This is a genomic window from Mucilaginibacter sp. (assembly GCF_039207105.1).
Lineage (GTDB): Bacteria > Bacteroidota > Bacteroidia > Sphingobacteriales > Sphingobacteriaceae > Mucilaginibacter.
The window spans coordinates 1-19,958 of record NZ_JBCECK010000096.1 but is presented as its reverse complement, the minus strand read 5'-3'; the positions used below and the strand labels follow the sequence as shown (position 1 = coordinate 19,958).

General features: G+C 39.5%; 15 protein-coding genes. All 15 read left to right on the top strand.

Going from position 1 to position 19,958, the window contains the following annotated elements; translation table 11 throughout:
• Positions 1–124 precede the first annotated feature (124 nt).
• The 15 genes from AAGC65_RS17550 to AAGC65_RS17480 all read left to right on the top strand — a co-directional run bounded on the left by AAGC65_RS17550 (position 125) and on the right by AAGC65_RS17480 (position 19,868).
• Entirely contained in the window at positions 125–661 is a 537-nt protein-coding gene (locus AAGC65_RS17550) for a hypothetical protein (protein WP_343113765.1), read from the top strand.
• 193 nt (positions 662–854) lie between these two features.
• The gene (locus AAGC65_RS17545; RefSeq protein WP_343113764.1) at positions 855–1,295 is read left to right on the top strand and encodes a hypothetical protein; all 441 of its coding nucleotides are present in this window, start codon (positions 855–857) and stop codon (positions 1,293–1,295) included.
• Positions 1,296–1,995: 700 nt separating this feature from the next.
• The gene (locus AAGC65_RS17540) at positions 1,996–3,009 is read left to right on the top strand and encodes an acyltransferase (protein ID WP_343113763.1); all 1,014 of its coding nucleotides are present in this window, start codon (positions 1,996–1,998) and stop codon (positions 3,007–3,009) included.
• A 435-nt stretch (positions 3,010–3,444) separates the two neighbouring features.
• Positions 3,445–4,314 carry a hypothetical protein gene (locus tag AAGC65_RS17535; protein ID WP_343113762.1) on the top strand — a complete coding sequence of 290 codons (870 nt, stop codon included), beginning with the start codon at positions 3,445–3,447 and terminating at the stop codon, positions 4,312–4,314.
• 178 nt (positions 4,315–4,492) lie between these two features.
• On the top strand, positions 4,493–7,606 hold the full coding sequence (locus tag AAGC65_RS17530; protein WP_343113761.1) for a two-component regulator propeller domain-containing protein: 3,114 nt from the start codon (positions 4,493–4,495) through the stop codon (positions 7,604–7,606).
• A 65-nt stretch (positions 7,607–7,671) separates the two neighbouring features.
• The gene (locus tag AAGC65_RS17525; protein WP_343113760.1) at positions 7,672–8,319 is read left to right on the top strand and encodes a response regulator transcription factor; all 648 of its coding nucleotides are present in this window, start codon (positions 7,672–7,674) and stop codon (positions 8,317–8,319) included.
• 422 nt (positions 8,320–8,741) lie between these two features.
• Positions 8,742–9,236 carry a type VI secretion system transmembrane protein TssO gene (locus AAGC65_RS17520; RefSeq protein WP_343113759.1) on the top strand — a complete coding sequence of 165 codons (495 nt, stop codon included), beginning with the start codon at positions 8,742–8,744 and terminating at the stop codon, positions 9,234–9,236.
• Positions 9,237–9,267: 31 nt separating this feature from the next.
• The gene (locus tag AAGC65_RS17515) at positions 9,268–10,209 is read left to right on the top strand and encodes a PKD domain-containing protein (RefSeq protein ID WP_343113758.1); all 942 of its coding nucleotides are present in this window, start codon (positions 9,268–9,270) and stop codon (positions 10,207–10,209) included.
• A gap of 5 nt (positions 10,210–10,214) precedes the next feature.
• On the top strand, positions 10,215–12,551 hold the full coding sequence (gene tssR, locus AAGC65_RS17510; RefSeq protein ID WP_343113757.1) for a type VI secretion system protein TssR domain-containing protein: 2,337 nt from the start codon (positions 10,215–10,217) through the stop codon (positions 12,549–12,551).
• A gap of 12 nt (positions 12,552–12,563) precedes the next feature.
• The gene (locus AAGC65_RS17505; protein ID WP_343113756.1) at positions 12,564–15,035 is read left to right on the top strand and encodes an ATP-dependent Clp protease ATP-binding subunit; all 2,472 of its coding nucleotides are present in this window, start codon (positions 12,564–12,566) and stop codon (positions 15,033–15,035) included.
• Positions 15,036–15,068: 33 nt separating this feature from the next.
• Positions 15,069–15,515 carry a hypothetical protein gene (locus tag AAGC65_RS17500; RefSeq protein WP_343113755.1) on the top strand — a complete coding sequence of 149 codons (447 nt, stop codon included), beginning with the start codon at positions 15,069–15,071 and terminating at the stop codon, positions 15,513–15,515.
• A gap of 37 nt (positions 15,516–15,552) precedes the next feature.
• Complete coding sequence (locus tag AAGC65_RS17495) at positions 15,553–16,941, top strand: DUF5458 family protein (protein WP_343113754.1); 1,389 nt, start codon at positions 15,553–15,555, stop codon at positions 16,939–16,941.
• A gap of 122 nt (positions 16,942–17,063) precedes the next feature.
• Entirely contained in the window at positions 17,064–17,456 is a 393-nt protein-coding gene (gene tssD / locus AAGC65_RS17490; protein ID WP_343113753.1) for a type VI secretion system tube protein TssD, read from the top strand.
• 74 nt (positions 17,457–17,530) lie between these two features.
• On the top strand, positions 17,531–17,956 hold the full coding sequence (locus AAGC65_RS17485) for a GPW/gp25 family protein (RefSeq protein WP_343113752.1): 426 nt from the start codon (positions 17,531–17,533) through the stop codon (positions 17,954–17,956).
• A 52-nt stretch (positions 17,957–18,008) separates the two neighbouring features.
• Complete coding sequence (locus AAGC65_RS17480) at positions 18,009–19,868, top strand: hypothetical protein (RefSeq protein WP_343113751.1); 1,860 nt, start codon at positions 18,009–18,011, stop codon at positions 19,866–19,868.
• Positions 19,869–19,958: the final 90 nt, after the last annotated feature.

The window sequence follows — 19,958 nt, the reverse complement described above, 5'->3', positions numbered from 1 at the left end:
GCTTGTACAGGTTCCCACTATTTCACTAATAATCACATCTTTATCACATAGAACAAGCACTAATGCTTTTGTTTTATTTAAAAACAAACCTTATTAAAATGTAACTAATCTAACCCATCCTGGCATGAAAACGAACACGAATTTAGCTCTTCCAAACTCTTTTGACTCAACGAGTGAATTTAGTCAAGTTAAACGATTGTTCTTAGCTGAGCTTCTGAATATTTATGCGGGTAAGCAATACCTTATTAAGTTTTTGTCGGTTTTGGCAGCCCATAAAAACTTTAGCACTTCCGTACAGCAATTGGTGCAACTACGGGATCAGCTTCAAATTCAATTAGAAAAATGCGAAAAGATATATGAACTGTGCGAAGGTGAGTCGATGCAAAAACAATTTTCAGAAAGGTTTCTGACCTCAGTTGAGCATTTTATTATGGATAAGAAGGATGAAAATTCTGGCAAAGGTCTTCTTTCGCTATTAGTTTACATGAAGCTGCATGAAAATAAGGAACGCGTATTGTTTAATAAAATTAAAAATTTGGCTCAGGCTTTAGGGTATTATCATTGTTTATTTATACTTAACCAGCCTGCTCAACTCATTATAAACTCAGATGCGCTGATTGAACACACGGGCATTTTATATTCATCTAAAATTGCCGTGTAATTAACTTAATCGATTACGTGGCAATAGACTAAGCACTACCTTACATTTTCTGGATTATAAACCCTGGTAACACAAATTTGTATTGCCCTGCTAAATCTATTTTTAATAGTAACGGCCGTCAATTTGTTAATCTGGGATTAGTATGCAAAGTTTTAATCAAAATCAAATATTAACAAATTAAAAAAACACCGTTATGAACAGAACTTACTTCACACCTGCGCACTTAGGACCAATCAGATTACTTAGGTGCTCATTAACCCACAAACGTTATTTTTTAATAGCAATTGCTATACTTACTTTATCCTCTTTAGCGGGATGTAAAAAGAATAAGGCTGCTTCAGAAGTGGATGATGTTAGCTTTTACGGATACGGCAAATTAACCGTTGACTGTGAAAAGAAATGTCATGTTACTTTTGGCGACATTGATAAAGTAAATGATTTCGATGTAGACGGAACAATGGCAACTTATGTATTCCGCTACCAATCAAAATACAATTTAGACATCAAGATCACCCCTGAAACAGATCAGAATATTACAATGAATGTTTACAGCAGAGAGCAGTACCAAATATTTCACAATACAGCCAAAAGAACTGCTGGTCAAGTTTGGGAAAGTAAAATATTGGTTCCGTAACGGCTGATACAAAAGGGACCGATAGTTTAAAATTAAAAGGATCAATATGCCCAAAGCGTATTGATCCTTTTTTATGGTTTAAATGTAAAAAAAAAGTACAGTTTTATACCCGTTATTTTACTATTACAATTGCTATATTTTTTTGTAATGTCCTGTATTTTCCCATTTTGATACAAATTGCCACATTTTTGATTCAATTATTATTAAATCTTTATTGTTTTGTAAATAAATACTACATTCGTTTATCATAATCAATTGTAAGCTGAAGGCATAAAATCTTATTATTTATTTTAATGTTCGTATAACATTATCAATTGTTTATCGTATAAAGTTGTGTGAAGTTTATTTTTTCATAATTAAGGTACAGATGTGAGAGTTATGTGCCTTAAAATTTAACAAGAGGACGTATATTTATATATGTCCTCTTTTATTTTAAAACGGCCCTGGCTTCACAGTTATAAAGTGCGCATTTTGAAAGTTCTTCTCCGTGATTTAACAGTTTTATCTCTCCCTTGCACTTCTTTTAAGGAAAGAATATTCAAGTATTAATTAACCTATTTCCTTATTGTGATTATGCGATGAAACTAACCGTTACTTATTAACATATAAAAACTTTCATTTTTAAATTTATAACCAACTATTAACGGGTATAAAATAGCCCTAAGTTATGCGTCAGAGTTTAACGTAAAAAATACAGGACATGAGATCGGAAAATATAAGAGTTGATTGGATTGATTATGCAAAAGGTGTGGGCATTATTTTGGTAGTATTAGGGCACGCTATCATAGGTGCCAGAGAAGCCCACTTGCCGGTAAATTTAAATGTGATTAACCCGTTGTTCACTTTTATTTATAGCTTCCACATGTCGTTGTTTTTTGCTTTGTCGGGTTTCTTTTTTGAAAAGAGCTTAGATAAGCATCAGGCCAAAAAATTCCTGGTTAATAAATTACAAACCATATTGTACCCATTTGTAATTTGGTCATTGATACAAACTGCATTTGAAGTTATATTTTCGCGACAAACAAACACAGGCCTATCCGCTACAGCCTTATATACCTGCCTTTATATACCACGCTCCGTTTATTGGTTCCTGTTCGCTTTATTTTTTATTAATGTAATTAATGTAGGGTTGTACCGTATCTCCAGAAAATATGGGCTCCTGTTATCATGCGTGGTTTGGTTAATTATATTTATACTGAAACCTAACTTAGGATCCTTTGATAAAACATTCCAAAACCTGATATACTTTAATTTCGGGATCTTACTGGCCCGAAACCTGGCTTACCTTAAATACTTGCTGGAAAGTAAAATAAGCATCCTGGTAACTTTTATACTATTCATAGGAGCCGAATATTTATATTTTGTATATGGAAGATGGGCTTGGTTTAACCGCTTAGACACTCAACTATTAGGTACCCTGCTGGTAATTCAGATATCATTTTACGCTGTGAAAACCCAGTCAAAAACAGTAATGAATTTTTTGGGCGAAAACTCCATGATCATATTTTTAACCCATGTGCTGTTTACCGCAGGTTTCAGGATATTTTTACAAAAAGTGCTGCACATAGATAACGCTTTGGTGCATATCGTATTTAATACGTTGTTTGGTTTATGCTTCCCATTGGGTTTAAAATACCTGTCGGTACAGCAGCCTAAATTTGGATGGCTGTTTCAGTATAACAAATCATCCTCTAAGAAAGTAGCAATTCAATAATCCCTTTAGTTATACGAACCGGAAAGGTTTAAGAAAACGATTCCGGTTTTGTTTTAATTTATCCTTATCAAAGGCCTCAGGAGATGTATTCTCCCGGGGCTTTTTTGTTTACAAAAAATTATCTCTCCTTATATATTTCACCTTCATCATACCCTAAAAAGGGCAATTTACATATCTAAACTAAGCTAAAAGGCATAGCGTATCCCCAATTGTGGTGATATACTTACTTATTCTGGTGAGTCAGTTCCCCCTGTATCGGTGTCAATAAAATATTTGGATGAGATGCACATTTGTAATGTGAAAATTATGAAACGGGTTGCTACAAACAAAACAAATAACAAGCAGCAATCGGTCTTAAAACATAAAAATTAGCAAGCTGGCCAGCGCGTATTTTTTATAAACATTAAAACAAAAAATAATTAAAAAAAATCGACTATGAAAATTAACTTCCTTAAATCAACTGCTATTCTTGGCCTTGCATTGGTTATCGGCCTTTCATCTTGCTCAAAAGATAACAATAATAGCTATAACAATAATAATCAGCAATCTTCTGCACCGAAAGCATCTATACAATTAGTTAACAATACAAAATTTGGAAGCATTTTGACAGATAAAGAAGGCCGCACCTTATACAGCTTTGCTGTAGATGCCGCTGATAAATCAAATTGTAATGGTAACTGCGCGGTAACATGGCCTGCTTTTTTTGACGCTAACGCAACAATAGGTCAGGGCCTTAAAACATCCGACTTTGGTGTAATAACACGTGCTGATAACACCAAACAAATTACCTACAAAGGATGGCCACTTTACTATTATTCAGGTGATAACAAGGCTGGCGATACTAATGGCGATGGTATTGGAAAAACATGGTTTGTATCAAAACCAGATTATACCGTAATGCTGGCTAATGAGCAATTGGTAGGTGCCGATGGTGTATCATACAACAGCCAATACAAACCAGGTACTGAAGTTGTACAATACATTACTGATGATTACGGCAGAACTCTGTATAGCTTTATAAAAGATAAAGCCAATACCAATACCTACACCAAATCTGATTTTAGTAATGATAGTGTTTGGCCTATAAACCAGGTTTCTAAAGTGATGAATGTTCCTTCAATTTTAGACAAATCAAAATTTGGTTCAATCATGGTATTTGGTAAGCCTCAGTTAACCTTTAATGGCTGGCCGCTGTATTTCTTTGGTGCTGACAATGGTGTAAAAGGCAGTAACAAAGGTGTAAGTGTTGGCCCTGGTGCATGGCCGGTTGAAAATACAACTACCCCTGCAGCTCCTGCAAACTAATTTAATTCAAAATTAAGCAATCTTATACAGGCGGAAATATTTTCGCCTGTATTGTTGCTTAAAGTTCAGGGTATTGTAATAAAAAGCAAGTATTAATAATTGAAAACGAAGGCAACCTTATATTTGCACATTACGTGATAGGGTAAAAACTCTGTTACAAACTAACAACCCCTGGTTAATGAAACATCGTGCCGAAGCTCCACTGAATAAATTAATTTTAATAAGTATCTGTTTTTCTTTTATAACCTTCATTTTCTTTAGTAGTATAGTTAAAGCGCAGGGCGAAACGCCTTTTTTCAGAAGTATAGGAACTGAAAACGGACTGTCGCATGATAAGGTTAACTGCATTATGCAAGATAAGCGTGGCTTTTTATGGTTTGGTACCGAAGATGGGCTAAACCGCTATGATGGCCGCTTTTTTACTATCTTTAAAAATCAGCCCAATGATACTACCTGTGTATCTGGTAATATTATTACAGATTTACACGAAGATAAAAACGGTATCATCTGGATAGCTACAGCTGACGGTGGCTTAACGCGGTATAATTATCAATTGCCTGCCAATAAGCAATTTAAGCAGTATAAGTATGGTGCGCGCGTGGCTAACGGCATTCCTGAAAATAACATTAATAAAATTGCTGAAGATGATGGTGGTAACTTATGGCTGGCCACAGGCAACAACTATGTAGCGAGATTTAATAAAAACAGCCAAAAGTTTGATATTCCAGTTAAAAAAGGGCCCAGGAGCATTTTATCTCTGGCTATAGCCGGGAAAGACACCCTTTGGGTGGGCAGGGCTGGCGGCGGCTTAATGAAGATAAATACCCGCACACTACAATATAAGGTTGATGACCGTTACAATAATTTGTACTCAAAATTACCGCATACTTCTGTAGCTTCTATCTTTAAAAGCAGCGACAATACCATGTGGTTTGGGGCCTGGGACAAAACCTTATACACTTATGAGCAAATTACAGGTACAGAAAAAGCCTACAAACCAACAGCAACTGAGCCCGATGTTCCTGCTGATGAAATAGTATCATTTACGGAAGATAAGCGAAAGAGTATATGGATGGGTAGCCAAAGCACAGGATTAACCGTTTATGACCGCGGCGCGCATAAATTTACCAGTTATCAGCATAATGGTAAAGATGGGTCGTTAATTGATAATCATGTTAACGCCGTATATACAGACAGAAGCGGCATTGTATGGATAGGTACCGATAATGGGTTAAGTATACATGATCCGGTTTATTCGCCTTTTCAACAATATTTTTTGCCTAAAGAGCAGGATGGTAGAGATATTACCATTTATGATTTTTATCGTGACGATCAATACAATTTATGGATAGCTACCAGTGAGGGTATTTATATAAAACGGCAAGGGAAAAGCGGATTTGAGCACCGGAAAATATCCTTTAATGGTCAAAAACTGGCGGCTACCAAGTTTTTTATTGATAAAGATAAAACGTTTTATTTAGGTACCGATTACACTTTGTTTAAGTATGATCCGCAAACCAACCAGGTTGCTCTTTTGCCCAATACGGCTTCAGATATGGTCATGAAAAAACTCATCAGTTCAAGGATCGTATCTATAGTACGTGATACCATTGATACTCATCCTGTACTTGTGGTATCACCATATGGGCATTACATGACTTACTATGACCTAGCCGAGCAAAAGTGGATATCGCGGGTTGATTCTGTGAAAAAGATCATCAGGAAGTTGAATATCCAGGACAATCTGATCAAGAAGTTTTATAAAGACAAAAAAGGAGGCCTGTGGCTGGCAACTGATCGCTTTGGCCTGGGCGATTGGCAGCAGGGCACTAAACCTATCAGGTATTTTACCAATGATATGGATAATAATTCATCTATCAGCAGCAATGATGTTTATGATATTGAAGAGGATAAAATAGGAAACTTATGGATAAGTACCTATGGCGGCGGACTTAATTATTTTAATACCTCGGTGCAAAAGTTTATGCACATCAAAGGTTCAAGCAATTTAACAGAAGGCTTGCAGGCAGATTTGCGCGGCAATATCTGGATGATATGTAACGGGCACATGCATGAATATAACCCCTTAACTAAAGTATACAGTTGTTATGATCTCCCCAATCTTAAAAATAACGGCGGCGTTAAAGGCTATATTTATAAAGATAGTTATGGCAATTTGTATGCCGGCGGTATGAATTTTTATATATCGTTTAGTCCGGTGGGTATCCGTAAAATAGCAAATGAACCCGATGTTTATTTTACCGATTTTAAAATATTCAATACATCATATAGTCAACTGCTTCAAGACAAAACCATTAGGTTGAATCATGCCCAGAATTATTTTTCATTGGAGTTTTCTGCACCTGAATACAGCAGCAACCATATTCACTATGACTACATGCTGGAGGGTTTTGATAAAGATTGGGTAGATGCCGACAGGCGGAACGTGGCCAGTTATTCAAACCTGGCAGGAGGAAAGTACCTTTTTAAAGTAAGGGCATCTAACTGGAAAGGCAGCTATGTAGATAAATATATTTCCATCACTATTATCATTAATCCCCCGTTTTGGTTACAGTGGTGGTTTTATTGCTTGTTGATTTTAGTAATAGCGTCAATCTGTTATCTTCTATATCGCCTCAGGATCAGTGAATTTCTTAAAAGGCAATCAATCAGAAACGGTATAGCGCAGGATCTGCATGATCATATCGGCTCAACGTTAAGCAGTATATCTATTTATAGTAAAGTGGCCAAAATTTACCATCAGCAACATAAAGAAGAGAAACTGAAAGAAGTGCTGCATACCATTGGCGAAACGGCAAATGAAACCATCACCGAGATGTCTGACATTGTTTGGACCATAAATCCAAAGAATGATCATATGAATAATATTGTTCAAAAAATACAATCATATGCACAGCCGTTGTGTGTCGCGCAAAATATTCAGTTTACCTTTAATTACGATAACAAGGTTTCAAAGCTTACCCTTGAAATGGCCACCCGGAAAAACTTTTTCCTGATACTTAAGGAGACAATAAACAACGCTATTAAACACTCAGGCTGCAAAAATTTAACAGTTGATATAAGGCTAAATAATTACTACCTTGAGTTGCTGATACAGGACGATGGTGTTGGGTTTGATACCAACATTAAGCATATCGAACTATCTACTTCGCGGGGAGGGAATGGCTTAACTAACATCAAATCACGAGCCGAAGAACTTGGTGCCAAATTGAAAATAAAAAGTGAGGTTAATAAAGGAACCAAGATCAGTTTAGTATTCAGTATCCTGTAGTTTTATGCACGTGATAATAAATTTTATAATTACCCTAATTAATCATAAAATAAAATTCAAAAAGAATGAGTATCCGAATAGCCATATTTGATGATAACAAAAACATCCGTAACAGTATTATCCTGTTATTAAATACCGATCCGGCGTTTGAGGTAGTAGGTACCTTTAGTGACGCGCAGCATTGTGTTGAAAATGTACTAACCTCCAGGCCCGATGTAGTTTTAATGGATATTGAAATGCCTGGAGTTAACGGTATTGAAGCTGTAAAACTTTTAACCAAAGAGTTTCCGCACATCCAGATATTGATACAAACCGTGTTTGAAGATGATGAACGTGTGTTCGATTCTATTTGCGCAGGTGCTTCGGGATATATCTTGAAAAATCAGTTGAACAGTTCCCTGACAGACGCCATTAAAGAACTGCAAACAGGCGGTTCGCCCATGAGCCCCTCTATTGCCCGCAGGGTGTTGAACATTTTGCAGCAAGGGTATCAAAATAAAAAGCAACCTGCAAACGAGGAGTATAACCTTACTGCACGCGAAAAAGAAGTACTTACTGCCATTGTAAATGGCCTGAGCTATAAAATGATAGGCTACGAGCTTAACATCAGCTATGAAACCGTGCGCAGCCACATCAAAAAAATATATGAAAAACTGCATGTGGCTTCCCTGACCGAAGTTGTTGCAAAAGCCATTAACCAAAATATAGTTTAAACCGCTGCAAGTGTTTTAAATTCCATCTGCCTGATCGCTGTGTGTAACAAAGCAATGCGATCAACTGATCTTTACTCATTTTTAATAAAACCTCCCGGTAAAGGCATCATATACCCCATGATGAGGGAGGCGCCAGCCTGGTGTTATCTCCTGCCTTTATTACTACCTCCGCATAACCCATACCGGTTATATAGTTTATTTGTCATAAATCTTCACGTTGTCTCAATTGATTTTTATTGTGCTTTTTTCCAGTTAGTTGCATGGTTCGTAAATAATCAAATACCCCCTTTTTAACCTTTCCTGTTATCCCCCCATTTCCCCAAAAACGTTAGTCGTACCCCCACTATTAGGGATATGTGTGCGGCGATTTTATCCCCAGTTTTGAATCATAAATCAATCAGGAAAACATATCCTTTTTTGCAATGATAAAACTGAGTATAAAAGAACGTCGAGATCAATTTTTATTGCTGATAGCCATATTTCTATTTACGGTAAGCCTGATAGGTTTTGGCCTTTTTCATGATTTTGGAACCGACAGAACTTTTTCAAAACAAGATTTGACAGAGAAGCTGGCTCAGGATGCCGAATTTGAAAACACTGTTAAAATTCAGCGTGCTACCGTAGATACTGCTTATAAACAGATCATGAATTTTGATCCGGCTGTTAAAGCTGCTTTTCTTGAAAATGATATCAAATACTCTTTAGGCTCTATAAAATCAAATTACGACAGAAAAGCCTTCGACCCCAGGTATAAAACCTTTCTGCAGCTTTCCCTGCTCTATAACTCGCTTTTTTTTAACCGGCGCGAGCTCAAAGGCAACAACAATGATATTGAAAATTTAAAAAAATCATTAGACGACTGTAAGCTGTCTACCCGCCAGCTTAAAGAAAGTATTGGCAACCGGGCAGGTCGCTAACCTTAAAATAGAAAAATACAAAAATCCTAATATGTCCACCACAATAAACAACAACGAAAAATCAGTAAGCAGTAACGCTATGGGGTACTTCTTCCTGTACATTTTTATTGCCATCCTGGTACTTACAGCAATCATATTCCTGTTCAAGAGTTCATTATTTGATAAGCGTACAGCCGACGCAAGCATCTTAAAAAACGAATTATACGCTAACGAAGACCTGGTTTTTAGCGATAACACTAAAGCTGCCAAAAAATGGCTGTGGGAGTTTGGCGATGGCGCCAAGTCAACGGCTCAAAACGGTACTTATCACTACCAAAAATCGGGTTCATATATCATCAGGCTTACTATTGATGGTGCTATGAGGGTTCAGTTTCCGGTAACAATAAAAGATACTGTTACAACCAAGGCCGATACCGCTTTAACCATTAACGGCCCAACCTCCGGAATAGTGAATGAAGAAGTACGATTAGAAGCCGTTGGTAAAGGCACCCAGTTTGAATGGTCATTTGGCGAAACCGGCCGTGTAGATGTAAAAGGTAAAACCGCGCTATACACTTTTCATACACCGGGTAAATTCCTGGTACAGCTCAGGAGCGATAAAAGTCGCCCGGTAACCCATATCATGTACATTACCGATCCAAGTCTGGATACCGTATTGGTGGTGCCCGGCGAAGGTGAACGTAAAATAATTGACGATATCAGGGCACGCTTACAAGCCATTGCCAATGGTGCCGACTTTAACTCTAACTACTATTATTTAACAAGCAGATACTTGTGTAACAACGAAAAAGTTACCGTCGCCATCGATCAGGACAGCACTAAAAGATCAACCGACTTTTACTCGTATTGTATGGCGCTCACCTTCGGCGGAGAGATCTCCGTTGACCAGGCACAGCTAACCATCAGTGCCAATTCATCCTGCGCCACATTACTTAACATTAAACAACACTCTGCCAAAACAGTAAAAAAATAACCCCTATGAAAAAAATATTCTTGCTTTTAGTTCTGCTCATTCATACGGTTTTTGTAATGGCACAGCTGACTTTACCCTTTCAGAGGAAAGTGCAACCAATGCCTAAAGCATTTGGCCGTCCCAATGCCGCTACTGATTTAAATGGTAATGGAGCCAAAACCAATACCCCTTGGATAGTTTACTCAGACCGCGACGATAACTTCACCACTACAACCCCTGGCGGAAGTCTTTTTATGAAGAAACTGGGTTTTATGGAGCCCTTTTATGTATCTGAAGAAAAAAACGGCTTTTTAAAATTGATAAAATACAATGCAGGCTTGCTTACAGGCCGTAAAATAAATGATAAAAAAAACGCCACAAGCTACGGCTGGATCTCCCGCTGGAAACTGCTGATGTGGAATAGATCATACACCGATCAAAAAACAGGTTACCCGGAAAAGTCAATCGCTATTATTAATGGTAAACTGCCTTTAACCTCATCTCAGTTTTATTATGACCGTACCGACTCGGCCTTTGTGTACAGTTCGCCGGAGTTAAAAAAGGTTATTGCTAAGGTAAGGCTGCACCAGATCAACTATATTTTTAAAAGATCTGAAGATGGCCGCAAATACCTCATAGGTAACGAAGATCAATTGGTTGCTGATAGCGCCCGTAAGGTAATTTACGGTTGGATAGCCGCCGATGCTGTACATAACTGGGGACAGCGCTTATATATTTCACCTGCGGTAATTGGTTCTGATGCGCAAACAGATTCAGCTTCAATGATCCTGAACCAGGAACATGCCGACCCTTTGCTGGGGCAGAATGATATGATATTAAAGAGCTCACCGGTTATCAGCAATACCTCTGCCGGTTATGTTTTAGGCAAGGCTACCGATGTATATAACAAATCGCAAAATACGCTGATCACTATTGATGGTTCGCTGCTTAAATACCCGGATTACCTGAATTTGAGGAAGAACATCCATAACATCAACGTAGTTTTTGTGATTGATGCCAGCAGCTCTATGAAAAAGTATTTTCCGGGGCTAACCAACACGGTACAGTCGCTTGAAAATGTATTTAACGAGTTTGATAAAAAGAACCGCTTAAGCTACGGAGCAGTGGTTTACCGAGACGATAACAATTGTTCGGCCCGCGGTATTGAGCGCACCGATGCCATATACCCTGATTACCGCAAGCTGATGAGCTTTTTAGGCACCCAGGCCGAGAAAACAAAACAATGCAACAGCAACGTAACTGCCGAACCACTGTATGAAGGTGTAAGAACCGCACTTGATATGTTTAAAACACATGAAAGTGAAACCAACCTGGTTATACTTGTAGGCAGCGTAGGCGATTCAACCGAACACTTTAAACAATTGAGCGAACGTTTTGGCCGTGAAAATGCCCGCCTGCTTACTATACAAATGTACAGCGAGTACAACGAGTGGTACAATAACTTTGTATTGAATGCCAAAAAACTGGTGTCTGAATCAGCGGTATATGCTGCTGAAAGGAAAAAAGGTTTTCTGATCAATGGCGAAGGGCTTAACGACAAACAAACATACAATGTAAGTCACCAGGATTCTGTTTCATTCTATCTGGATTATCCTAATAACAGTTTAATACAAGGTGGTGTGGTTTTCCCTACTAAGGGCGAGGTAAATTCTAAAAAATATATCACCACAGCTACACGTCGTTTTCTGAAAGAAACTGAAACAGACATTCACGATCAGATCACTTCGTTGGATAGTGCCTTCCGGTTAAGAGGAATAGCCAATGCTAACCTTGCCGAAGCTGTAAAAGCTCAACTTCCGCAGCTTGTGGGTGAGGATGTGGCCGATAAAATGCCGCACAATGCCTTTAAGTATTACATGACATCCATTGTACCGGCCGACGTAGTAGCTAAAAATAGCGACTTGCTGCAATATACCCTGGTGCTGAACAATGCGGAGTTTAAGCAGCTGAACGACATTATCGCATTAATGGTTGGTCAAAACCTGGAAGCGGATAAATCATCATTCAGGAAACAACTGGTTAAAAATTATCTGAGCATACCACGCAACCTGTTAGATCTTGACCTCTCTAACGGAACCGTTCGCTCCATGACGCTGGCCCAATATTTCAAAACGGTTACCGGTTTGCCTATTCAAAATAAGTTGTTTGACCAGTTTACCGTGAGAGACCTGAAAAGCGACAGCCACATGCCGCGCGCAGATTTTGAAAGATACATCAAGTTTCTGATCAACTCGGCTGATAACATAAAGTTGGGTACACAGGTGGGGCAGCAGTTTATATCAAACGGTAAAACCTACTACTATATCACCCGCGACAATTTTACCGCTAACCCCGAAAAATAAGATACTACGGTTATGAATATAGCAAACACAAGTGAATCAGTAAAATTAGCCATCAGGGTTGCACAATCACTGGCTAAGGAATACCACAATGCTGAGTTTACAGCGGCTCACCTGCTAAAGGGCCTCATGCATAAGGATGTGGGTTTGAGAGGCTTTTTAGCTTCGATAGATAAAGATGATGAATACATTGCCGAATGGGCCGAAGTACGCATTGATGAGCTGGATAAAAATACCAACACGCAGGATGAGGTGAAAGGAAGCGCCGAGATAGCACGTGTTTTTGAAGAGGCTGATCATGTGCGCATTAAATTAGGGCTCGATTTGGTTACCCCGGTATGTATACTTACCGCCCTGTGCAAGCCTACTGTAGGTTTTAGTGCTAATCAGCTAAAATCGTTCCCGATAAAGGAGCGGGAATTGCTTGACCTTTACATCCGAGATGAGGAGATAAAACAGGTAGTTGCACCCGGCGAAATCATTGCCAACGCAAAAAATACAACCGCGCCTACTGCCCTTTATAAATATTGTATAGATAGGATTGCCCTGGCACGTGAAGGTAAAACCGACCCTATTATTGGTCGTGATAAGGAAGGCCGCATGGTGATGGAGATACTTGGCCGCAGAACCAAGCCAAACGTAATTATTACCGGCGATGCAGGTGTTGGTAAAACTGCCCTGGTTGATGGTTTTGCACAGGATATTATAGCTGGAAACGTACCCGAACTGCTCAAAAACACACAGTTGTTTGAGCTGGATTTAGGAGCCCTTATAGCCGGTGCATCATACAAAGGTGAGATCGAGGATCGCCTGAAAAATATTTTAAAAGAGATCAAGCAGTTTGATAAGGCAGTACTTTTTATTGATGAGATACATACCCTCATTGATAGCAAGGGCCCTGTCGGCGGCGGTGTTGGCAATCTGCTTAAGCCTGAACTTGCCCGCGGCGAAATAACCGTTATTGGTGCTACAACCATTGATGAGTACCGTAAACTGATAGAGCCCGAGCAGGCCTTTAGCCGCAGATTTGAGGTGCTGCAGATAAATGAGCCCAATGAAACCTTCGCCACAAAAATGCTGGAAAAGGTGGGCGACAAATATGAGGCACATCATCAGCTAAAAATTCAGGCCGATGCTATTCCCGAATGTGTACGCCTGGCTAAAAGGTATATGAAAGATCGCAGGCTACCTGATTCGGCTTTTGACCTGCTTGACCGTACCCTTGCTGCCATTAAGCTCATGAATGATACTTCAGAAAAAGTATTGAAGGAGCTTAGCGAAAAGTTTAATGAGTTACAATTATCTGAAACGGAAACTACCGTTGAGGATTATAAATGGTTGTACAATCAGCTGCAGGATAAGGTAAGTCCTGTGCTGTTAGGCCAACTGCAGGACGAAACACAAGTAAGCGCTTTTGAGACTATTGAGGAATATCAACAATACCTGTCAAAAACGTTGGATGCCCTGCATATTCTCGCGGCACAAAAAACAGATGAGGTAAGCAGGCAGGATATTGCGGCTATCGTTTCCTACAAAACAGGCATCCCATTGGGGAAGATACAGGCGCAGGAAAAAGAGAAATTGCTGAATATGGAGCAGTTTCTGAAAAAGCGGGTGGTAGGTCAGGATCATGCATTAAAGGCGGTAGCCGATGCTATACTCGAATCGAGGAGCGGGCTTAATAAAAAAGGCCAGCCAATTGGGTCGTTCTTTTTACTGGGGCCTACAGGAACTGGGAAGACAGAACTGGCCAAATCCATAGCCGAGTTTTTATTTAACGACGAAAAAGCGATGATTCGTTTTGATATGTCGGAGTTCAAAGAAGAGCATTCCGCAGCTTTATTATACGGCGCGCCTCCGGGCTATGTAGGTTATCAGGAAGGTGGTTTGCTGGTCAATAAGATCAGGCAGCAGCCCTACACCGTATTGCTTTTTGATGAGATAGAAAAAGCGCATCCATCAGTATTTGACACCTTTTTACAGATACTGGATGAAGGCCACATGCATGACAGGTTGGGTAAGGAGGGTGATTTTTCAAACTCGCTCATCCTATTCACCTCCAACATAGGTAGCGAGCATATAGCCGCTCAGGTTGGCAAAGGCGAGATACCTACATCGCAGCAGTTGACAGAAATCATGGCTGGTCATTTCAGGCCCGAATTTTTGGCCCGCCTTTCGGAGATTGTTCCGTTTGCACCGATCACAGAGCAAAACGTGACCCGCATATTTGAAATTCAGCTTAAAAGCCTTGTTGAGGCGCTGGATAAACAGGGTATCGGTTTTACCATTGATCAGGATGCCATCAGCATGCTGGCTCAAAGCGGGTTCAATCCTAAATACGGTGCAAGGCAATTATCTGGAGTTATCCGTAATCAGCTGCGCAGGCCCATTTCCAAATTTATTATCTCGGGTGAGTTAAAAAAGGGCCAGGCTATCGATATCAGGAAGCATGCTGCCGGCCAGCAACTGGAATGGAATATCATTTAAAATAAATACATCAAACAACTAAATATCAATACTATGTTCAACTACGAAATAGGCGGCAATGAAAGAAAGATAGATACATCAGAAGCTTTCGCGGATATTGCCCACAACAAAACCCTGTTTGTTCAAAAATTAACCGATAACGATCCTATTAAGCCCGAAAAGGTGGAAGGTTTAAAAACTGTTCAGGAAGTTTTTAACCATTACAAACCTAACGTTAATGTGGAGTTTGAAAGGTATGACGGCTCTCTGTTAAATGAAACCCTGCAGTTTGGTAACCTCGGCGATTTTTCTGTAAAAAGCATCATTGGCCAAAGCCAGCACCTGAACAATGTGAGCATTGAAAAGGACATGTCATTAAGCGTTATCAAACAGCTTAAATCAAATAAAACCTTAAAAACAACCCTTGATAACGAAGAAACTAAAAACGCGTTTATCAGCGCTTTGAAAAATTTTGTTAGCGAACTGGAAGGAAATAAATAACAGGTTAACATCTTCTTAACTCATTAAAAAATATAAAATGGCAACTCCCGAAGAACAAAAAATAGAAGAACAGACAGCCGCTTCAGCAGGTTTTAAACCGGCCGAAAAGCGCGAAAAACTTTCCCTTACCGATAGTTTAAATCAATTGGCCAGGGTAGGCGGTATTGATCTGCTGGAATCAACTATAGATGGCCTGCAAAACCTTAACCCCGAAAGAAAGGCCCGCAAACAGATATTTTTAACAGGCGACGAAAAACGTAAGGAACGTGAAGAACTGAAAAAGAAGATTGAATTGTGGATAGATATCCTTGAAAATTCAGGTTCGGTAGCTGCTATGGTGGAACGTAGTACTGAAAAGCTTCAGGCAGCTGAAGATAATATTACCAAAAACATAGCCGCCGCGCTAAAAACTACCCGCGAATTGGAGCAAGCCTATCGCTCGGTTAACTTGTTTTATCAGAATACAGAAGCAGATAAATTAAAGAATGTGGTGTTGTTGAATGCTTCGCCCGATCAGATCAAGGATCTGGACAACCCGCGCTTTATTGATTATGTAAGCGACGAATTAAGCCAGAAATATGACAGGCTCGATCTGCGCGAAAACTACTCGCTGTTGGTTATTCCGGGCTATATGGGCTCAAACAAAGTGGTTGAAAAATGGGCCGCTATAGCTTACAAAAACAAGGCGATGCTGGTTACTGATTTTGCCGACCTGGATCAGCCAGATGACGTGATAGATCTGTTTACCGAGGCTAATTTAACCGGAGGTGATGCTTATCGCTCAAACGTGATCATGACCTGCAACTGGCTGGTAGGTCGCGGCAAGGTACAGGAAGTGGGTGAGGAAGATGACCTTACCGTTCCGGGCTCGGCAGCATTGGCAGGTAAAATGTACCACACGCTCATGTCGCAGGTTACGGCTGGTAAAAAACACGGCTCTATGAATGATGTTGACGGTGTAAAATTTGATCTGAAAAAAAGCGAGATATCTCACCTGGAACGCCTTGGACTGGTGCCTATGGTAAATGAGTATGGCAAGGTAATGGCTTTCTCGGCCAAAACATTGTTCAATGGTGATAATATTGGTTTACAAACTTACTCGGTAGTACGTGTTTTTGATTACATCACCAAAGTACTGTTCGACTTTTTGAACCGTCGCGCCTTTGAAAACTGGACCTCTAAAACCGAAAAAGACCTGCGCAGCCAGATCGTTAAGTTCCTGGATAAAATTCAGGGCCCCGACCGCCTTATTGAGCATTTCAAGATCATGCGTTTTGAACGTGATGAAACCCAGAAAGATATGATTCACCTGGATATTCACATTACCCCTTATTTTCCGGCAAAAAGCTTTGTGGTAAAGCTTGATGGACAAAAAGGAGAGGACGAAGAAACCACCTGGAGTTCAGAATACGCTCAGGCCCAATAGTAAACAAGACAGGCAATAGAACTACCATAATATATTAAAGAAATTAATAAATGTGCGGTAACCAAGCCATTTATTAATGTGTGTAAATCAAATAATTATTTAATACCCTTAATCAAAAAATCATGGCTTTTAAAGCAACATTAACCTTTTCAGGTAAACAGTACGATGTACTACAGTGCTCTTATTCAATGTATCGCGATGTAGATCCTAAAGGAAGGCCAACCTCTGGCGTATACGGCGGTAAAATAGATGTGGAAGTAGAATCAAACCAGGATACTTCAGTTATTGAAGCGATGGTAAACAACCAGTTTAAAGCGGTTACCGGTAGCTTAACTATTAAAAAACAGGATGAGGATGCCAAAATGAAGGAGATAAGCTTTACTGATGCCTACATCGTTAGTTTTTCTGAAGGTATGAACGCCTATAGCGATAGCCCGATGACAATTAGTTTCCAGATATCGGCCCGCCAGATAAAAATAGGCAGCGCTGATCACGAAAACGATTGGCCTAAATAAAATTAGCCTGTATTACCTAACAGGGCCCATAAAGCCGGGCCCTGTTTTACAAGTTTTAACTGTAAAATTCTGATATGCTTTATAACAAACCATTCAAATTAAAAAACATTCTGTCGAATAAAGAGCTGGAAACAACAGATCTGGGCAGGTCGATATCGCAAAATATTGAGCTTATCATTTTTACCAGATATGGCGAGCACAGGCATAACAACAATTTTGGCTGCGAAATATGGGATCTGGATTTTGAACTGGTAGTGAGTGAGCGTATCTGGGAAGAAAAATTCAGGCAGTCTTTATTACGGTCGGTTACCGATTATGAATACCGCTTGTACCAGGTGGAGGTAGACATAAAGATGAGCGAGGTAGAGAAACTCTTTTTTGGCAAAAATGTAACTGAGATCAAAAAGAAGGTGGAGATCTCTGTTAGCGGAAAGATAAATACCACAGGCGAAAACTACTTTTTTAATACCTCACTTTTTTTAAGCCCGCTATGCAGTTAATCAATCCTGTTTATTCGGGTTTGGCCTTATTTTTTAAACATCAGTAGTTGACATGAACGATTTATTTTATTCATCAAAAGACGAGATCAGGAACCGAGTACTCAAAAACGCGCGGGATTACTGGGGTATCAAAAACACCGCCGATTTTGACCCTATGGTAAAGCTGTTGATAGAGGTGTTGAGCACAGAGCTTTTCAACATATCAAACCAGGTAAATAATCTTGAAAACCGGATGGTTGATAAAATATCAGGCATATTAGCTTCTGATACCCTGATCTCAGCTATACCGGCCCACGCTATACTACAGGCAAAGCCGATTGAAGATGTGGAGATTATTGATGAAAGTACACAATTTTTTTACGGTAAACGCCTGGCTGATAAAGATGAAAATAATAAGGAAACCACCCTTGATATTTTTTTTAGTCCGCTAAAACCGGTTAAAATATTTAATGCCGAGGTAGCTTACCTGGCTACTGGCAGCAGCCTGTTTCAGGTAGACGGGCAGCAAAACAAAACATTACTTGGCCAAAGTATACCCGGACGTACTCTTGAAAAAAACGCTGTTTTTATAGGTATTAACGTACCCAATGAATTAGTCTCGTTGGATGGATTCAGTTTTTACTTTGACTGGCGCAATTATAAGGTTGAAAAACAAACCTATGATCTGCTTAGCTTTTCTGAGTGGTTTGTGAATGAGGAGCGGGTGAAAGTATCGCATGATAAATTTTATCAGGAGCCTACACAGCATTCCCGTTCGCCCTTTGATGATCATAATATACTTAATCTCATTAGTCGTGATGTACAGGCCTTTTACCGTAACAGGTTTTTAACCATAACAGACACCCGCGCACAACAGGCACCTGTACTTGAATTATACCCTAAACAATTTGAGCAGATATTTCAGGCAACCAATCTTTCAGGACTTAACCGCCCAATCCTTTGGATCAAGGTAATTGTTCCGGTTACGGTTAACCAAACTATATTAAATGAGCTGTCGGTTGCTATCAACGCGTTTCCGGTGGTAAACAAAAAGCTGCATGATCTCAAACATCGTTTAAAAATGATGAATGATATTATCCCGCTTAAACTTTCAGCTTATGATCAGTTTCTGAATGTGGAATCGTTGAGGGATAACTTAGGCAACCATTATACCGAAATTCCACAAGGGTATGATCAGGAACGTAGTTCGGGCCTTTTCTCTGTTCGTTACGGTGGCTCCGAGCGTTTTGATAACCGAAATGCTAAAGAAATCTTGGATTACCTTTTTGAATTGCTCCGCGATGAAAAAGCAGCCTTTGCCGCTTATGGTACCGATTTTTTAGAAACATCATTAAAAGAACTGGAGCAAAATATTTCCATGATATCGCAAAAAACAATGGGGCGGTTAAGCAGCATTAAAGAGTTGTTTAACTACATCATTCTAAAACCACTTAATAATGCCGATATCATGTTTCTGGAATTTTGGACAAGTAATGCCGAACTGGGCAATAACATACGCGCGGGCAGCCGCCTGCAAGCTTTTGAAAGTACAAAAATAATAGCCGAAAGCTTGTTTTTACTCAGCACCACACAAGGAGGCAGATCAAGACTAAACGCTACCAATCGTGTAAGGGCCTATAAGTACGGCCTTACTACCGGCGACAGGATAGTTACCCAGGCAGATATTGTAAACTTTTGTTTTTGGGAATTAGGCAGCAACATATCAGATGTAAAAATAAGCAAGGGCTTAATGAACTCATCAAACCCTAAAGAAGGCTTTATAAAAACGGTAGATATTATCATAACGCCTGCACAGCAAAGCGAGCTAAAACCACAGGAGTGGCTACCTGTGCTGGAACTTACCCGATCTAAACTGGAAACCCGTAGCACCATGAACTTGAATTACAGGTTTTTACTGGCATCAGAAAATTAACTCTTGTATAGCTATCAGTTTTACAACCCTAATTAAAAAACAGGCTATGATGAAAAAGGCATTGAATTTATTAAACGATCTGGATACCGA